Consider the following 15,090-nt stretch of genomic DNA (forward strand, 5'->3'; position numbering starts at 1 on the left):
AACTTATCTTCCCAACCACGGCTGTGGATTGACCGCCTGACCCTGGCGACGGATTTCGAAATAGAGTGCCGGCCTGCCCTGTCCGCCGCTGCTACCCACAAGAGCAATAGGCTGCCCGGCGCGAACCTGCGTACCGACGCTGACCAGCGCGCTCTGGTTATAACCGTACAGGCTCATATCGCCTTTACCGTGCTCAACGACGACCACCAGACCGTAGCCCTGCAACCAGTCCGCCAGAATGACGCGACCATCGGCAATGGCTTTAACTTCGGTGCCTTCGGATGCGCCAATAACCATCCCCTTCCAACGTAGCTCACCTTGCAACTGTTCGCCATAACGATGTAGCGTTGGGCCACGAACGGGCCAGAATGCCTGGCCGCGTGGGGAACCTAAACCGCCGGTACGGGACATCAGTGATTTTTCGCTTTCGGTTGGCTTGTAGGTTGAGCCTTTCCGTGACGCATCCTTCTGTTTGTCACGTACGGCCTGCGCCTCGCGAGCTTCACGTTCCGCGCGTGCTTTGGCTGCGGCTTCGGCGCGAGCGATGCTGTTGCGCAGGCGTGATTCGTTGGCGCGCATTTCGCCCAGTTGCTGCTGACCCTGCTGAATCGATGACTCCAGACCCGAGAGCGTCTTCTTGCGTTCATTACGCGCCTGCTCCAGCTTAGCCTGCTGAGCGCGCTGTTCGTACAGCAACGTCTGCTGTTCGCTCTGCTTATCTTCCAGCTCGGCTTTTTGCGAGTCGACTTCTTCGCGGGTTTGTTTCAACTGCGCGATGGTTTCCTGCCGCGCCTGGTTCAGATAGCCGAAATAGGCCTGCAGGCGTTGCCCGCGCTGGCTCTCTTCCCCGCTCAGAATGAGCTGAATACCGGTGTGTTCGCCCTGGCGAAACGCTGCGTCAAGTTGGGCTGCCAGGCTACGCTCTTGCGCAGCCCGCTGTTTTTCCAGCTTCGCGAGGGCGGCATTCATCTCTGTGATTTGTGCATTCAGCTGCGCCAGCGAGTTTTGCGTTTCGCGTAGTTGCCTGGCGGCAACGGCGATGGCCTGTTCCTGAGCTTTAAGTTGAGCGAGGAGAGTGGAGCGTTGTTGTTGTTGTTGGCGTACCGCGCGTTCTTTTGCCGCGATATCAGCCTGAATAGATTTGAGCTGATCGCGCTCGTCCGCGTGGGCGGAAAAGGCGCACAGCAATACGCCAGCGCTAAGCGCGCTGGCGTAGAACAAGGGCCTGACTGAAAGCTTTTGCAGTTTCACGGCCCAAGTGATGGTATTAATCGCCTTTCCCCTCATGGGGAGGGATTATTCCACGATGAACAGCGGCTTACCAGTCATCTCTTGCGGGATTTCCATACCCATCAGCGTCAGCATCGTCGGGGCGATATCAGAAAGTTTGCCGCCTTCAACTGCTTTGACGTTTTTACCACCGACATAAATCAGCGGAACGGGCAGGTTGGTGTGTGCTGTATGCGCCTGACCGGTGGACGGATCGCGCATTTGCTCTGCGTTACCGTGGTCCGCGGTGATCAGCAGTTGGCCGCCAACGGATTCAACCGCTTTAGTCACCTGCTCAACGCAGTGATCCAGCGCTTCAACCGCTTTAACCGCAGCTTCCATCACCCCGGTGTGACCAACCATGTCGCCGTTCGGGTAGTTACAAATGATGGTGTCGTATTTTCCACTCTGAATCGCAGCAACCAGCTTCTCGGTCAGCTCAGCAGAGCTCATTTCCGGCTGCAGATCGTAGGTCGCGACTTTCGGCGAATTGATCAGGATGCGATCTTCGCCTTTGAACGGCTCTTCTACGCCGCCGTTAAAGAAGAAGGTCACGTGGGCATATTTTTCAGTTTCGGAAATACGCAACTGCGTTTTGTCATTCTTCGCCATCCACTCGCCAAGGGTGTTGGCCAGAGACGCTGGTGGGTAAGCAACAGCAGTTTTGATGTCGGCTGCGTATTCGGTCAGCATCACAAAGTTGAGGTTAACGATTTTCTTACGGGCGAAGCCGTCGAAGTCAGCGTTAACAAACGCACGGGTGATTTCACGCGCACGGTCAGCACGGAAGTTCATGAAAATCAGCGTATCGCCGTCTTCCATGGCGGCTTCAGCCTGGCCTTCAGCACGGATCACGGTCGCTTTCACGAATTCGTCGTTTTCGTCGCGGGCATAAGCAGCCTGCAGGCCTTCAACAGCCGTAGAGAACTGGAACTCGCCTTTTGCCAGCGTCATCAGGTCATAAGCCTGTTCAACGCGATCCCAACGGTTGTCGCGGTCCATGGCGTAGTAACGACCGATGATGGACGCTACGCGGCCTTTGCCCAGCGCGGCAAATTTCTCTTCGAATTTCTGCAGCGAATGTTCAGCGCTGCGCGGCGGGGTATCACGGCCATCAAGGAAAGCGTGCAGATAGATTTTCTCAGCACCGCGTTCAACTGCCATTTCTACCATCGCCATGATGTGATCTTCGTGGCTGTGAACGCCGCCAGCAGAGAGCAGGCCCATGATGTGAACCGCTTTGCCGCTATTTTTTGCCTGGTCGACCGCATCGGTCAGCACTGGGTTAGCGAAGAAAGTCCGTTCTTTAATTTCAACATCCAGACGGGTCAGGTCCTGATACACGATGCGGCCCGCGCCCAGGTTGACGTGACCCACTTCGGAGTTGCCCATCTGGCGATCGGGCAGGCCGACTTCCAGGCCAGAGGCATCAATCAGGGTATGCGGACGTTTTGCCCACAGAGCATCCATTACCGGGGTTTTGGCATTAAAGATGGCGTTATCCTGGCTGTCTTCACGATAGCCATAGCCATCCAGAATCACCAGTACCATAGGTTTTTTAGAAACCGACATTGCGACAACCTCACACTCAATAGACAAAAATAATTGCGTAATTTTACTACAGCTGAATCGATAAAATAGCCCCAGAAGATCAAATAATCGACCAGAGCGTGTCGCAGAGGGCGCGGATTTACGTTTTTTTTTCCGTAGCGCCCCGCAAAAATGCAATCCAATGCACGCTCTGGCTGTATTTGCGCCAACGCGCAGGTATACTCCTTTCCTGGTTTTTTAATCACTAAGTCGGGAGTTGTTACCCCCCATGCAAGAAATTATGCAATTTGTTAGTCGCCACCCTGTATTGAGTATCGCCTGGATTGCGTTACTGGCGGCTGTATTATTTACCACGTTTAAGAGCCTGACTTCGAAAGTGAAGGTAATTACGCGCGGAGAAGCCACTCGTCTTATCAACAAAGAAGATGCGGTGATTGTGGATTTACGTCAGCGCGACGACTTCCGCAAAGGCCATATCGCGGGCTCCACTAACCTGCTGCCGAGCGAAATCAAAGCCAACAATTTTGGCGAGCTGGAAAAACACAAAAACAAACCTGTTATTGTGGTTGATGGCTCTGGTATGCAGTGCCAGGATTCAGCAACTGCGCTGATTAAAGCCGGTTTTGAGCAGGTATCTGTACTGAAAGACGGCGTAGCGGGCTGGAGTGGCGAGAATCTGCCACTGGTTCGCGGCAAGTAATTTACCCGTCTTCTTTCATGCCGCAGGGTAAAAGAACACTGGAGATAAGTCATGGCCAATATTGAGATCTATACCAAAGCGACCTGCCCGTTTTGCCATCGCGCAAAGGCGCTGTTGAACAGCAAGGGTGTGAGTTTCCAGGAACTTCCGATTGACGGCGATGCCGTGAAGCGTGAAGAGATGATCAAGCGCAGTGGCCGTACAACGGTTCCGCAGATTTTTATTGATGCACAGCACATTGGTGGTTGTGACGACTTGTATGCGTTGGATGCACGTGGTGGACTGGATCCACTGCTGCGTTAAGGCGTACCGAAGTATTTAAAGGACAACACTAAAGGGTTTTCTCAACATGTCAGAACAAAATAACACTGAAATGGCTTTCCAGATCCAACGTATTTATACCAAGGATGTGTCTTTCGAAGCGCCAAATGCACCACATGTTTTCCAGAAAGATTGGCAGCCAGAGGTTAAACTGGATCTTGATACCGCATCTACCCAACTGGCAGATGATGTGTATGAAGTAGTGCTGCGTGTCACCGTAACGGCTTCTCTGGGTGAAGAAACTGCGTTCCTGTGTGAAGTTCAGCAGGGCGGTATTTTCTCCATCAGTGGTATTGAAGGGACTCAGATGGCGCATTGCCTTGGTGCATACTGCCCGAACATTCTGTTCCCGTATGCCCGCGAATGCATCACCAGCCTGGTTTCCCGCGGTACATTCCCGCAACTGAACCTTGCGCCGGTCAACTTTGATGCGCTGTTCATGAACTATTTACAGCAGCAGGCTGGTGAAGGTACTGAAGAACATCAGGATGCCTGATGAACCAAAGTAATGCTTCAATGACTGTGATTGGTGCCGGCTCGTACGGCACCGCTCTTGCCATCACCCTGGCAAGAAATGGCCATCAGGTTGTCCTGTGGGGCCATGATCCTAAACATATCGCGACCCTCGAGCACGATCGCTGCAACGGCGCGTTCCTCCCTGATGTGCCTTTTCCCGAAACGCTGCGCCTGGAAAGTGATTTAGCCACTGCACTGGCCGCCAGTCGTAATATTCTGGTGGTGGTGCCGAGCCACGTCTTTGGCGAAGTGCTGCGCAACATCAAACCGCTGATGCGTCCTGACGCGCGTCTGGTCTGGGCGACAAAGGGTCTGGAAGCGGAAACGGGACGCCTGCTGCAGGACGTCGCGCGTGAAGCGCTGGGGAATTCTATTCCACTGGCGGTTATCTCCGGTCCGACGTTCGCCAAAGAGCTGGCGGCGGGCATGCCGACGGCGATTTCTCTGGCCTCGACGGACGACACCTTTGCTGACGATCTCCAGCAGTTGCTGCACTGTGGCAAGAGCTTCCGCGTTTACAGCAATCCGGATTTCATTGGCGTGCAGCTTGGCGGCGCGGTGAAAAACGTCATTGCGATTGGCGCGGGTATGTCTGACGGCATCGGTTTCGGCGCGAATGCGCGAACCGCATTGATCACTCGTGGACTGACCGAAATGTCTCGTCTTGGCGCGGCGCTGGGTGCCGATCCTGCCACCTTTATGGGGATGGCGGGTTTAGGCGATCTGGTGCTGACCTGTACCGACAACCAGTCGCGTAACCGTCGTTTTGGCATGATGCTCGGCCAGGGGATGGACGTGCAGGGGGCGCAGGACAAGATTGGTCAGGTGGTTGAAGGCTACCGCAATACGAAAGAAGTTCGTGAATTGGCGCACCGTTTTGGTGTTGAGATGCCAATAACCGAGGAAATTTATCAAGTATTGTATTGCGGAAAAAACGCGCGCGAGGCAGCATTGACGTTATTAGGCCGTGCACGCAGGGACGAGCTGAGTCGCCACTAGCTGTAAGGAACTGTTGAATATAACGACCCGACCCGCGAAGAACGGGTCGGTCGTTTTGCTACCTTCTGGAGTACGCAATGCCGTGTGAAGAACTGGATATCGTCTGGAAAAACATTAAAGCGGAAGCCCGGGCACTGGCGGAATGTGAGCCAATGCTGGCCAGTTTTTATCACGCAACGCTGCTCAAGCATGAAAACCTCGGTAGTGCGCTGAGCTATATGCTGGCGAATAAACTCGCTTCCCCGATCATGCCCGCCATTGCCATTCGCGAAGTCGTGGAAGAGGCCTACGCGGCCGATCCTGAAATGATTGCCTCAGCGGCCTGTGATATTCAGGCGGTACGCACGCGTGATCCGGCTGTCGATAAATATTCCACCCCACTTCTGTATCTGAAGGGCTTTCATGCGCTTCAGGCCTACCGTATCGGTCACTGGCTGTGGCATCAGGGACGTCAGGCGCTGGCGATCTTCCTGCAAAATCAGGTGTCCGTTAGCTTCCAGGTAGACATTCACCCGGCGGCAAAAATTGGCCGTGGGATTATGCTCGATCACGCCACAGGTATTGTGGTCGGTGAAACTGCCGTGATTGAAAACGACGTCTCTATTTTGCAATCCGTCACGCTGGGCGGGACCGGTAAAGCCGGCGGTGACCGTCATCCGAAAATTCGTGAAGGCGTGATGATTGGCGCGGGAGCAAAAATTCTCGGTAACATTGAAGTCGGGCGCGGCGCGAAGATTGGCGCAGGTTCCGTCGTTTTACAGCCGGTACCCCCGCATACCACTGCAGCAGGCGTTCCGGCACGCATCGTCGGTAAGCCTGACAGCGATAAGCCGTCCATGGATATGGATCAGCATTTCAACGGGATACATCATACTTTTGAGTATGGAGATGGTATCTGATTTCGAGCTATCTTACCTGGCAGATTGAACCTGAGCTGTGCTCGTCATCCTTACGGACTGCGTGTACGCTCCGGTGACTGCGCGCAGTCCGTGTTGAATCTGTCTGCGCCGATAACGCTCGAAATGAATTTCATCAAATTAATGTAGGTCGGATCAGGCGCTAGCCGCCATCCAACAATCATCAGCTACGCAGTACCGCGCCCGGATACCCTAGCTGGCGCCAGGCCTCATACACCACCACCGACACCGCATTTGACAGGTTCATGCTGCGACTGTCTGGCATCATCGGAATACGAATTTTTTGTTCGGCCGGCAGCGCGTCAAGGATGCTGGCTGGCAGACCGCGTGTTTCCGGACCAAACATCAGATAATCCCCGTCCTGATAGCATACCGCGCTATGCGCTGGCGTACCTTTGGTGGTCAGAGCAAACAGGCGCTGCGGATGTTCTGCGGCGACGAAGGCGGCGTAATCAGAGTGGCGCAGCACGGCGGTAAATTCATGGTAATCCAGCCCCGCGCGACGCAGGCGCTTGTCGTCCCAGGTAAAGCCCATTGGCTCTATAATATGCAGACGAAAGCCGGTGTTGGCGCAAAGACGGATAATATTGCCGGTATTTGGCGGGATTTCTGGTTCGAATAAAACGATGTTAAGCATACTGCCCCCTTGATAACGGGGGGCAGAATAGCAGAAAGAGCGGGTACTATGCGACGGTCAGCGCGTGCGGTTTATAGCGTTGCAGCTTGTAAATTGTCGCGGCAGCAGCGACCAGGGCCGGAAGGCTGAGGAACATTAAGATACTGTCTGCCTGCCATTGCAGGGAAAGCAACTGGGCGCTCATCATCGTTCCGGCTACGCCGCCAAAGCGACCCACGCCCTGCATCCAGGCAATGCCCGTCGCACGGCAGTGGGTTGGATAAAACGTGGCGGCCAGCGTCTGCAGCCCGGACTGCGCGCCGTTCATGGTAATCCCCATCAGGAAGATCAGTGCGCCGAATAAGATGATGTGGTTATGTTCAAACCCGAGAGCGAGGGCAAACAGCATCGTCAGAATAAAGCCAAGTGACACCACTTTATGGGCTTCCCAGCGGTCCATTAACCAACCGGCCAGCAGGATCCCCGCCGTACCGCCAAAGGTAAACAGCGATGTCAGCCAGGCGGATTCGGCCAGCGGATAGCCCATTCCCAGCATCAGCGTTGGCATCCAGCTCAGCAGCACGTAATAGATAACCAGCCCCATAAAGTAGGTCATCCAGAGCATCAGCGTACCCGGCAGCCAGGGCATACTAAATAACTGTGCCACGCTGCTTTTTTTGACCGTGATACGGTCTTCATCCAGATAAAACTGGGTAACCTGTTCCAGACTTCCCGACATAAAGCGTTGAGCAATGCGTTTGATCTGTGCAACCCCTTTACCGCGGTGAACCAGATACTTAACCGACTCCGGCAGGAACAGCACCAACAGTACGGTGAGGACCAGTGGGGCGATCGCACCAGCAAGCAGAACACTGTGCCAGCCGTAGTTGGGGATCAGCCAGGAGGAGATCACGCCGCCGCCCGCAGCCCCTAACGGAAAGCCACAGTACATGGTGTTAATCGCCATTGAACGACAGCGTTTCGGGGCGAATTCTGACACCAGGGTGATGGCATTGGGCATTGCCGCGCCAAGCCCAAGCCCGGTGAGAAAGCGCCAAAACGTGAGCATATTCAGCGTCTGGGCATAGGCGGTTCCCAGACTGGCGAGGCCAAAGAACAGACAGGAAAAGACCAGGACGCGCTTACGACCCATACGATCAGAAATCGGTCCGGCCAGCAGGGCACCAAATGAGAGGCCCAATAGCGCGGCGCTTAACACCGGTCCAAGATCTTGTTTCTTGATGCTCCAGTCGGCTGAAAGCGTGGGGGCAATATAGCCCATCGCCGCCGTATCGAAGCCGTCAATGGCTAAAACCAGAAAACCCAGGACAATAATGACCCAGTGGAAACGCGAAAAAGCACTGTCATCTATCGCCTGCTGGATATTCACTTTTCCGGAATAAGCCATGTCACCCTCGCCCGTTATGATGGTTGTTATATGTATAAAATGCTGTTGTATTAGCTTGTCTATACATTTGGCAGGTGGATAAAAAGTTGTCAAATATATTGGTTGTAAATGTTAACTAGTCGTTATTTTTGGATAAAAAATGGTCGGGCTGAAAACAGACCGACCATTCAGAAAATGGGGTTTACGGGGATGTTGTTACGCTGCGCTACCCTGGACCAGAGGTGCCAGCGCGGCAGGCAGGCTCTTACCCAGTTCCTGTACCAGCGAATCACGGCTGATTTCGCTAATCGACTTCGCACCGGTCAGGGTCATCGCCACCTTCATCTCTTTCTCGATCAGGTTCAGCAGATTCGCCACACCGGCCTGGCCATGGGTCGCCAGCGCGTACAGATAAGCACGCCCCAGCAGCACGCTATCCGCGCCCAGCGCTATCATGCGTACAACGTCCAGACCATTGCGGATCCCGCTATCAGCCAGAATGGTGATATCGCCTTTCACCGCATCGGCAATGGCGGGCAGCGCACGAGCTGAAGACAGCACGCCATCTAACTGACGGCCACCGTGGTTAGAGACAACGATGCCATCCGCGCCAAAGCGTACGGCGTCGCGGGCATCTTCAGGGTCGAGGATCCCTTTGATAACCATCGGACCATCCCAGAATTCGCGGATCCACTCGAGGTCTTTCCAGGAAATCGACGGATCGAAGTTATTCGCCAGCCAGCCGATGTAATCTTCAAGGCCGGTGGGTTTGCCCAGATAAGTCGAAATATTGCCTAAATCATGCGGGCGACCGTTCAGACCAACGTCCCATGCCCACTGTGGATGAGTGACTGCTTGCCAGTAGCGACGCAGTGCCGCATTTGGGCCGCTCATACCGGAATGGGCATCACGGTAGCGTGCGCCAGGCGTTGGCATATCGACGGTAAAGACCAGCGTGGAGCAACCCGCCGCTTTGGCGCGCTCCAGTGCGTTACGCATAAAACCGCGATCGCGCAGAACATACAGCTGGAACCACATTGGACGCTTGATGGTCGGGGCGACTTCTTCAATCGGACATACGGACACTGTGGAAAGCGTAAACGGAATGCCTTTGGCATCAGCGGCGGCGGCGGCCTGAACCTCGCCCCGGCGTGCGTACATGCCGCACAAGCCGACAGGCGCGAGGGCTACCGGCATGGAGAGCGTTTCGTTGAACAGCTTTGTTTCCAGGCTCAGGTCGGACATATTCTTCAGTACGCGCTGGCGCAGCGCCACCTCTGACAGGTCTGCCACGTTACGGCGCAAGGTGTGCTCGGCATACGCCCCGCCGTCAATATAGTGGAACAAGAAGGGGGGCAGGATGCGCTGGGCTGCGGCGCGATAGTCGCTGGCTGCTGAAATAATCATGTGTTGTTCTCCCTGCTATTCTCACCAGGATCACCGGGTAGGCGAGTAATACGCGCCAGACGGGCCTGATCTTCGTCAAATCGTTTAATTGTGGTGTGGACAAAACTGAGGTGCGCCATCATAGCCTTACGCGCCCCGTCGGCATCCCCGGCAACAATGGCGTCCAGCACGGCCTGATGCTGTGCCGTCAGTTGTGAAAATACGGGCGGTACCAGGTACATACGTTGGCGGCTCTGTTTTACCGAAGACTGCAGGACGTCGAAGAAACCGCGCATGGTCTGCAACAGCACCACGTTGTGCGAGGCTTCCGCAATGGCGAGATGAAAACGAACGTCAGCCTGCGAGGCGAGATCCGGATCTTCGCTTTGCGTGGCCTCGAAACAGAGCCTGATTTTCTCTTTATCCGCGGCGGTGGCCCGCATGGCAGCGTGCCAGGCGGTACTGGCTTCGATGGCGTGGCGGGCCTCCAGAATATCGAAACTGTAATCAGGATCGTCCGCCAGCAGGGTTTTCAGCGGCTGAACGATGTTTTGTTCAGACCAGGCCTCATGCTGCCAGCGGATAAACGTCCCGCCGCCACGACGGCTAATCAGTACGCCTTCACTGACCAGCTTTGCTAACGCCTCGCGCAGCGAGTTACGCGATACGCCGAGCTGTACGGCCAGTTGGCGCTCAGCGGGCAACTTCATGCCCGCCTCCAGCTGTTGTTCTTCAATCAGCGCCCGCACACGAGATGCGACTTCGTCTGACAGGCGTCTGGGCATCACTATCATGGAATCATCCAGGTTAAGACATAGGCCTGCAGCGTGGTAATCACACCCACCATGCAGGTGAAAATCAGGCTGTGTTTCACGGTAAAGCGGAACAGGTCAGACTCTTTCCCCACTAATCCCACTGCCGCACAGGCGATAGCGATAGATTGCGGCGAGATCATCTTGCCGGTCACGCCGCCAGTGGTATTTGCCGCAACCATCAGCACATCCGAAACGCCGATTTGCTGAGCAGCCGTAGCCTGCAGGGCGGCAAACAGTGCGTTTGATGAGGTGTCGGACCCGGTCAGAAATACCCCCAGCCAGCCGAGGAACGGTGAGAAGAAGGTAAACGCGCTGCCGGTGTGTGCCAGGGCCAACGCCAGGGTTGATGAAAGCCCGGAGTAGTTTGAGATAAACGCGAATGCCAGCACCATTCCGATGGAGTAAATAGGTAACGCCAGATCTTTCAGCGTGCTGCCAAAAGTCTGCAGCGCTGCGGACGGCTTCATCTTCAACCAGACGATAGACAGCAGGGCGGCAAACAAAATCGCGGTACCGGTTGCGGAGAACCAGTCAAATTTATACACCGCCGCGTAGGCTGTGGCTTCATGTACGACCGGCGGCATACGGGCAACCAGCTTATCGAGGTACGGAACTGGAATATTGACCACCCAGTGGTACATCGCGCCGCCTGGCGCAAACAGCGCTTTAAACGGCGGTACGCTCCACAGAGTGACGGTGGCGGTCAGGAACAGGAACGGAGACCAGGCGCGGACCACCTGTCCAGCGGTATAGTGGGTGCGAGCCAGCGTCTGATCGACCTGTGAAGCGCCCATATCGCCAAAGCGGAAGATGCGTACCGGCTGCCAGCGTTTCAGGAACAGCGTCAGGCAGACCAGCGAAACCAGAGACGAGATAATGTCTGGCAGTTCTGGCCCGATAAAGTTAGAGCTGAGGTACTGCGCGATAGCAAACGAGCCGCCAGCGACCATCACCGCAGGCCAGGTCTCTTTTACGCCGCGCCAGCCATCCATAATCGCCATAATCCAGAACAACACGATAATGGTCAGGAACGGTAACTGACGGCCCACCATCTGACCAATCTCGAAGCTATCCAGCCCGGTAACCTGACCGGCAACCAGAATCGGAATACCCATTGCGCCAAAAGCGACCGGAGCGGTGTTTACGATCAGACACAAACCTGCCGCGTACAGAGGATTAAAGCCCAGACCAACCAGCAGTGCGGCGGTAATCGCTACCGGAGCGCCAAATCCTGCCGCCCCTTCGAGGAATGCGCCAAAGGAGAAACCGACAATCAGCATTTGCAGACGTTGGTCCGGGGTAATCGAGAGTATTGAGGAGCGGATGATGTCGAACTGCCCGGTTTTCACCGAGATTTTATAGACGAATACCGCGGCGATAATGATCCAGGCAATTGGCCACAAACCATAGAAGAAGCCGTACACCACGGAAGCCAGAGCGTGATCGACCGGCATTTTGTAAAACAGCAGGGCGACCGTCAGAGCGATCACCACCGTCCATGACGCCGCAACATAGCCTTTCAGCTTGAGCTTAATCAGGGCGAAGAAAAAGAACAGGATAGGGAGCGATGCGATCAGACTGGAAAGCCAGATGTTACCGGCCGGGTCGTAGTTCTGTTGCCAGAGATTCATTGCAGGTCTCCTGGGGGCCGCCGACATAATGGAATGAGTCTGTGCTCATCTCCTGGTCACATTATGTGTAAAAGTGGCCCTGCCAATATTGTTGTGTAGGGGTAATGACAATGAATGGTTAATCAAATGTTATTTATTGGCAACGGCATTGTACGCACATTTTAATGAAATGTGAGGTGCTGGTAGGATCTGGCTGAAATTGGTAGGGCCAATTGCGAGGGGAAGGGAAGGACCGGGCAAGCGAATGTTGCCCGGTGGGAGATCAGAACTCGCTCTTCGCGAAGCCCGTCATCTCTTTCAGGCCCATTTCACGGCCAAGCTCGGTCATCGGGTGAACGACGATCAGGCCGCGCACGCTCTTCTTCAGCTTGCCCATGTCGGCCTGTTCTTTTTTGGTGATAGCACGACGGAACGGAAGTTTCGCCAGCTTTTGCGCTTCTTTGCTCAGCTTCTGACCGTGGACGTCACGCAGACGCGCGATCTCGGTTTCCAGCGTTTCTTTCTCTTGCTCCAGCTCGGCATATTTGTCGGCGGCTTCAACCAGGGACAGGTCTGCCTGCTGGTGGCGGATAGCGTCCAGACGATCGCTCAGGCGTTTAATTTCGTTTTTTTCGACTTCTTTCATAGGATAGCTTCTGATAAAAATAGGATGAATATCCTATAGTATGCGCGCAGAGCGGGATTATTCACAACTAATCGAAGATAAATAATCAAATGTTGCAAGTATTATTCAGCTAATGAAAATACTACCATTTTGATTAATAAGGAATTTTAAGTGATAAGGTCGGCCGTAGTGCTTTTTATTGACGGGTTCATAGTGAAGCACGTTTTCCTCAATATAATCGCCCAACCGATCCTAAACTTAAATGAGCAACCGCGCAGGCTGAGCGCGGTTAATACATGGAGGAGGGAAGATTATGGCGAAAATAGGTGAGAACGTTTCGGCCCTTATTGATAAGACGGTCGATTTTATGGCTTCAAGCCAGGCTTTTCGCGAATATCTGAATAAAACACCACCGCGCAACGTTGTCCCTACTGAAATACCGCAGGAGAATGCGCAGCTGTATCTGCAACGTCTGGCGTATTATCGGCAGCTGTATCGACCGCAGCAGGAAGAGAAGTAAGCCTGCAGGGTCTTATTTTTGAAAGGCTTTTTTTAAGCTGATTTTAGAAATCAGCTCGGTCAGGGAAAGTACCATCGTGGAGCGTACCATCTGCTGGTAGCGCTGAATCTGCATTGCGTGCAAACCTGAGTCTGAGGTATCAAACTGCGGTGGCGGCGGGAGTGCCGTCACGCAGTGGAGTTCGCCAAACGGGCCAAGAATTTCGTCGTCGGTGAACGCGTATTCATTACCGTCATGGTTTAACTCTTCCCGCAGCGCCATCAGAAGCTCCGCATCTTCATACTCCGGCCGGCTGAGTACGCCCAGACCGTAAATTAGCTTCAGACGAACGGAAAGATCGCCCAGCGGACCGTCGCCGTCGAGCAGGGGTTCTACGGCATATTTTACCGCATAGTCGTCTTTGCGAAATACCTGAAGCACAAGGATATTCACCGCTTCGGTGAGCAGTTCTACGGCGGTGATGAGGAAGCTGCGTACGGTTTTGCCAGCATTCAGACGCTCAAGCACACGATTTTCAAAGGCCTGCGTTTGTTCCATTATTGCCTGCATATCTGACAATCTGTCATTTGGGCGCAGGCTGACCTGCGCCACATTCTCTATCATTTGGTCGCGTTATATGCGTTAACCGCCTCCGCCACCACATCACTGTTGGCATCCAGACCGGAAACCTGTGCCAGCGCGGCCTGTGGACCTTTTTCGTCAATCAGCGCGGCCAGTTCCTGGGCCTGCGGATCTTCTTCACTGCGATAGTGCATCGCTGCAGCAATACCGGTGACCAGATTCGCGTGCGGCAGGCCATACTCCAGCGTGCCCAGCAGCGGTTTAATCAGACGGTCGCCCGCGCTCAGTTTACGCAGCGGCTGACGACCCACGCGCTCAACGTCATCTTTCAGATACGGGTTTTCAAAGCGACCGAGGATTTTCTGAATGTATGCCGCATGTTTTGCTGCATCAAAGCCATAGCGTTTGATCAGTACCGCGCCGCTCTCTTCCATCGCACCTTTTACCACTGCACGGATTTTCTCGTCGAGAATCGCGTCCCGGATGGTCTGATGACCGGTCAATTTTCCGAGGTACGCGGTTATAGCATGCCCGGTGTTCAGCGTGAAGAGTTTACGTTCGACAAATGCCATCAGGTTATCAGTTAATTCCATTCCCGGGATGTCAGGCAGTTCGCCTTTGAACTGTGTTTTGTCGACAATCCACTCACTGAAGGTTTCGACGGTGACTTCCAGCGGATCGTTGGTCGCAGAAGCCGAAGGGGGAACAATGCGGTCCACGGCGGAATCGACGAAGCCAACATGTTCTTCAACCCAAGATTTGTCTTCATCTGCCAGCGCGTTCATAACGTGGCCTTTCAACTGGGTGGTTCCGCGCACCATGTTTTCACAGGCGATAATATTCAGCGGAGTGGCGATGCCCTGCGCCTTGCGTTTAACCAGCCCTTTGGCGATGGCCGGAGCGATACGCTCAAGCACGACCGGGCCGACGGCGGTAGTGACTAAATCTACCTGGGCAATCAGATCGACAACATCATCGCCGATGCTGCTCACGGCGTTGACGCCGGAAACGGTATCAACCTGCTCGTTTTCACCCACCACATGAACCTGATAGCTATGACGGGCATTCAGGGCATCGAGCACGACCTGGTTTACATCCGCGAACGTCAGTTGTATCCCCGCGTCCGCCAGCAGTTTGCCGATAAAGCCACGACCGATATTACCTGCGCCAAAATGTAATGCTTTCATAGTATTAACCTTCATTAATGTTTTTACCCAAGAGGGCTGGGGTGAGGCGTTTCCCTCAACCTAACCCTCTCCACAAGGGAGAGGATATCGCCTTCATATTTCGAACTGCA

Annotated in this window: 16 protein-coding genes; 6 read left to right on the forward strand and 10 right to left on the reverse strand. The window is 54.4% G+C overall.

Features of this window, described 5'->3' with window-relative positions; all coding sequences use genetic code 11:
• Positions 1–3: 3 nt before the first annotated feature.
• Both envC and gpmM read right to left on the reverse strand, forming a co-directional pair.
• Complete coding sequence (gene envC, locus N0B36_RS17705) at positions 4–1,263, reverse strand: murein hydrolase activator EnvC (protein WP_230330234.1); 1,260 nt, start codon at positions 1,261–1,263, stop codon at positions 4–6.
• A gap of 33 nt (positions 1,264–1,296) precedes the next feature.
• On the reverse strand, positions 1,297–2,841 hold the full coding sequence (gpmM, locus tag N0B36_RS17710; protein ID WP_259688692.1) for a 2,3-bisphosphoglycerate-independent phosphoglycerate mutase: 1,545 nt from the start codon (positions 2,839–2,841) through the stop codon (positions 1,297–1,299).
• A gap of 247 nt (positions 2,842–3,088) precedes the next feature.
• Here gpmM and N0B36_RS17715 point away from each other — a divergent pair, with 247 nt between their 5' ends.
• From N0B36_RS17715 to cysE, 5 genes are all read left to right on the forward strand, one after another.
• Positions 3,089–3,520: a rhodanese-like domain-containing protein gene (locus N0B36_RS17715; RefSeq protein ID WP_005120473.1), complete on the forward strand. Its 432-nt coding sequence runs from the start codon at positions 3,089–3,091 to the stop codon at positions 3,518–3,520.
• Positions 3,521–3,571: 51 nt separating this feature from the next.
• Positions 3,572–3,823 carry a glutaredoxin 3 gene (grxC, locus tag N0B36_RS17720; RefSeq protein ID WP_003024152.1) on the forward strand — a complete coding sequence of 84 codons (252 nt, stop codon included), beginning with the start codon at positions 3,572–3,574 and terminating at the stop codon, positions 3,821–3,823.
• Between the two features lie 46 nt (positions 3,824–3,869).
• Positions 3,870–4,337 carry a protein-export chaperone SecB gene (gene secB, locus N0B36_RS17725; RefSeq protein WP_003024155.1) on the forward strand — a complete coding sequence of 156 codons (468 nt, stop codon included), beginning with the start codon at positions 3,870–3,872 and terminating at the stop codon, positions 4,335–4,337.
• Complete coding sequence (gpsA, locus tag N0B36_RS17730; RefSeq protein WP_259688695.1) at positions 4,337–5,356, forward strand: NAD(P)H-dependent glycerol-3-phosphate dehydrogenase; 1,020 nt, start codon at positions 4,337–4,339, stop codon at positions 5,354–5,356. The genes secB and gpsA overlap by 1 nt, the downstream gene beginning before the upstream one ends.
• A 77-nt stretch (positions 5,357–5,433) precedes the next feature.
• Entirely contained in the window at positions 5,434–6,255 is an 822-nt protein-coding gene (gene cysE / locus N0B36_RS17735) for a serine O-acetyltransferase (protein ID WP_016154965.1), read from the forward strand.
• A 181-nt stretch (positions 6,256–6,436) separates the two neighbouring features.
• On the opposite strand, the gene trmL is transcribed toward cysE, so the two are convergent.
• From trmL to N0B36_RS17765, 6 genes are all read right to left on the reverse strand, one after another.
• Positions 6,437–6,910, reverse strand: a complete 474-nt coding sequence (gene trmL / locus N0B36_RS17740; RefSeq protein ID WP_049042808.1) for a tRNA (uridine(34)/cytosine(34)/5-carboxymethylaminomethyluridine(34)-2'-O)-methyltransferase TrmL — start codon at positions 6,908–6,910, stop codon at positions 6,437–6,439.
• 46 nt (positions 6,911–6,956) lie between these two features.
• Positions 6,957–8,297, reverse strand: coding sequence for an aromatic acid/H+ symport family MFS transporter (locus tag N0B36_RS17745; RefSeq protein WP_047501313.1), 1,341 nt, complete (start codon positions 8,295–8,297; stop codon positions 6,957–6,959).
• Between the two features lie 195 nt (positions 8,298–8,492).
• Positions 8,493–9,683, reverse strand: a complete 1,191-nt coding sequence (gene lldD / locus N0B36_RS17750) for an FMN-dependent L-lactate dehydrogenase LldD (RefSeq protein ID WP_016154962.1) — start codon at positions 9,681–9,683, stop codon at positions 8,493–8,495.
• Positions 9,680–10,456 carry a transcriptional regulator LldR gene (gene lldR / locus N0B36_RS17755; protein WP_200080307.1) on the reverse strand — a complete coding sequence of 259 codons (777 nt, stop codon included), beginning with the start codon at positions 10,454–10,456 and terminating at the stop codon, positions 9,680–9,682. Before lldR ends, lldD begins: the two co-directional genes overlap by 4 nt.
• Positions 10,453–12,108, reverse strand: a complete 1,656-nt coding sequence (lldP, locus tag N0B36_RS17760; RefSeq protein ID WP_016154960.1) for an L-lactate permease — start codon at positions 12,106–12,108, stop codon at positions 10,453–10,455. Before lldP ends, lldR begins: the two co-directional genes overlap by 4 nt.
• A gap of 262 nt (positions 12,109–12,370) precedes the next feature.
• On the reverse strand, positions 12,371–12,733 hold the full coding sequence (locus N0B36_RS17765) for a YibL family ribosome-associated protein (protein WP_016154959.1): 363 nt from the start codon (positions 12,731–12,733) through the stop codon (positions 12,371–12,373).
• A 292-nt stretch (positions 12,734–13,025) separates the two neighbouring features.
• Between N0B36_RS17765 and N0B36_RS17770 the strand changes: the two genes are divergently transcribed.
• The gene (locus tag N0B36_RS17770) at positions 13,026–13,232 is read left to right on the forward strand and encodes a hypothetical protein (protein WP_016154958.1); all 207 of its coding nucleotides are present in this window, start codon (positions 13,026–13,028) and stop codon (positions 13,230–13,232) included.
• A 12-nt stretch (positions 13,233–13,244) separates the two neighbouring features.
• Here the strand turns inward: N0B36_RS17770 and mtlR are convergent, their stop codons facing one another.
• Positions 13,245–13,835, reverse strand: a complete 591-nt coding sequence (mtlR, locus tag N0B36_RS17775) for a mannitol operon repressor MtlR (RefSeq protein ID WP_005120486.1) — start codon at positions 13,833–13,835, stop codon at positions 13,245–13,247.
• Positions 13,832–14,980, reverse strand: coding sequence for a mannitol-1-phosphate 5-dehydrogenase (gene mtlD / locus N0B36_RS17780; protein WP_065554396.1), 1,149 nt, complete (start codon positions 14,978–14,980; stop codon positions 13,832–13,834). The genes mtlR and mtlD overlap by 4 nt, the downstream gene beginning before the upstream one ends.
• Between the last annotated feature and the right edge of the window lie 110 nt (positions 14,981–15,090).

It is taken from the genome of Citrobacter sp. XY323 (genome assembly GCF_025106035.1).
Lineage (GTDB): Bacteria > Pseudomonadota > Gammaproteobacteria > Enterobacterales > Enterobacteriaceae > Citrobacter > Citrobacter braakii.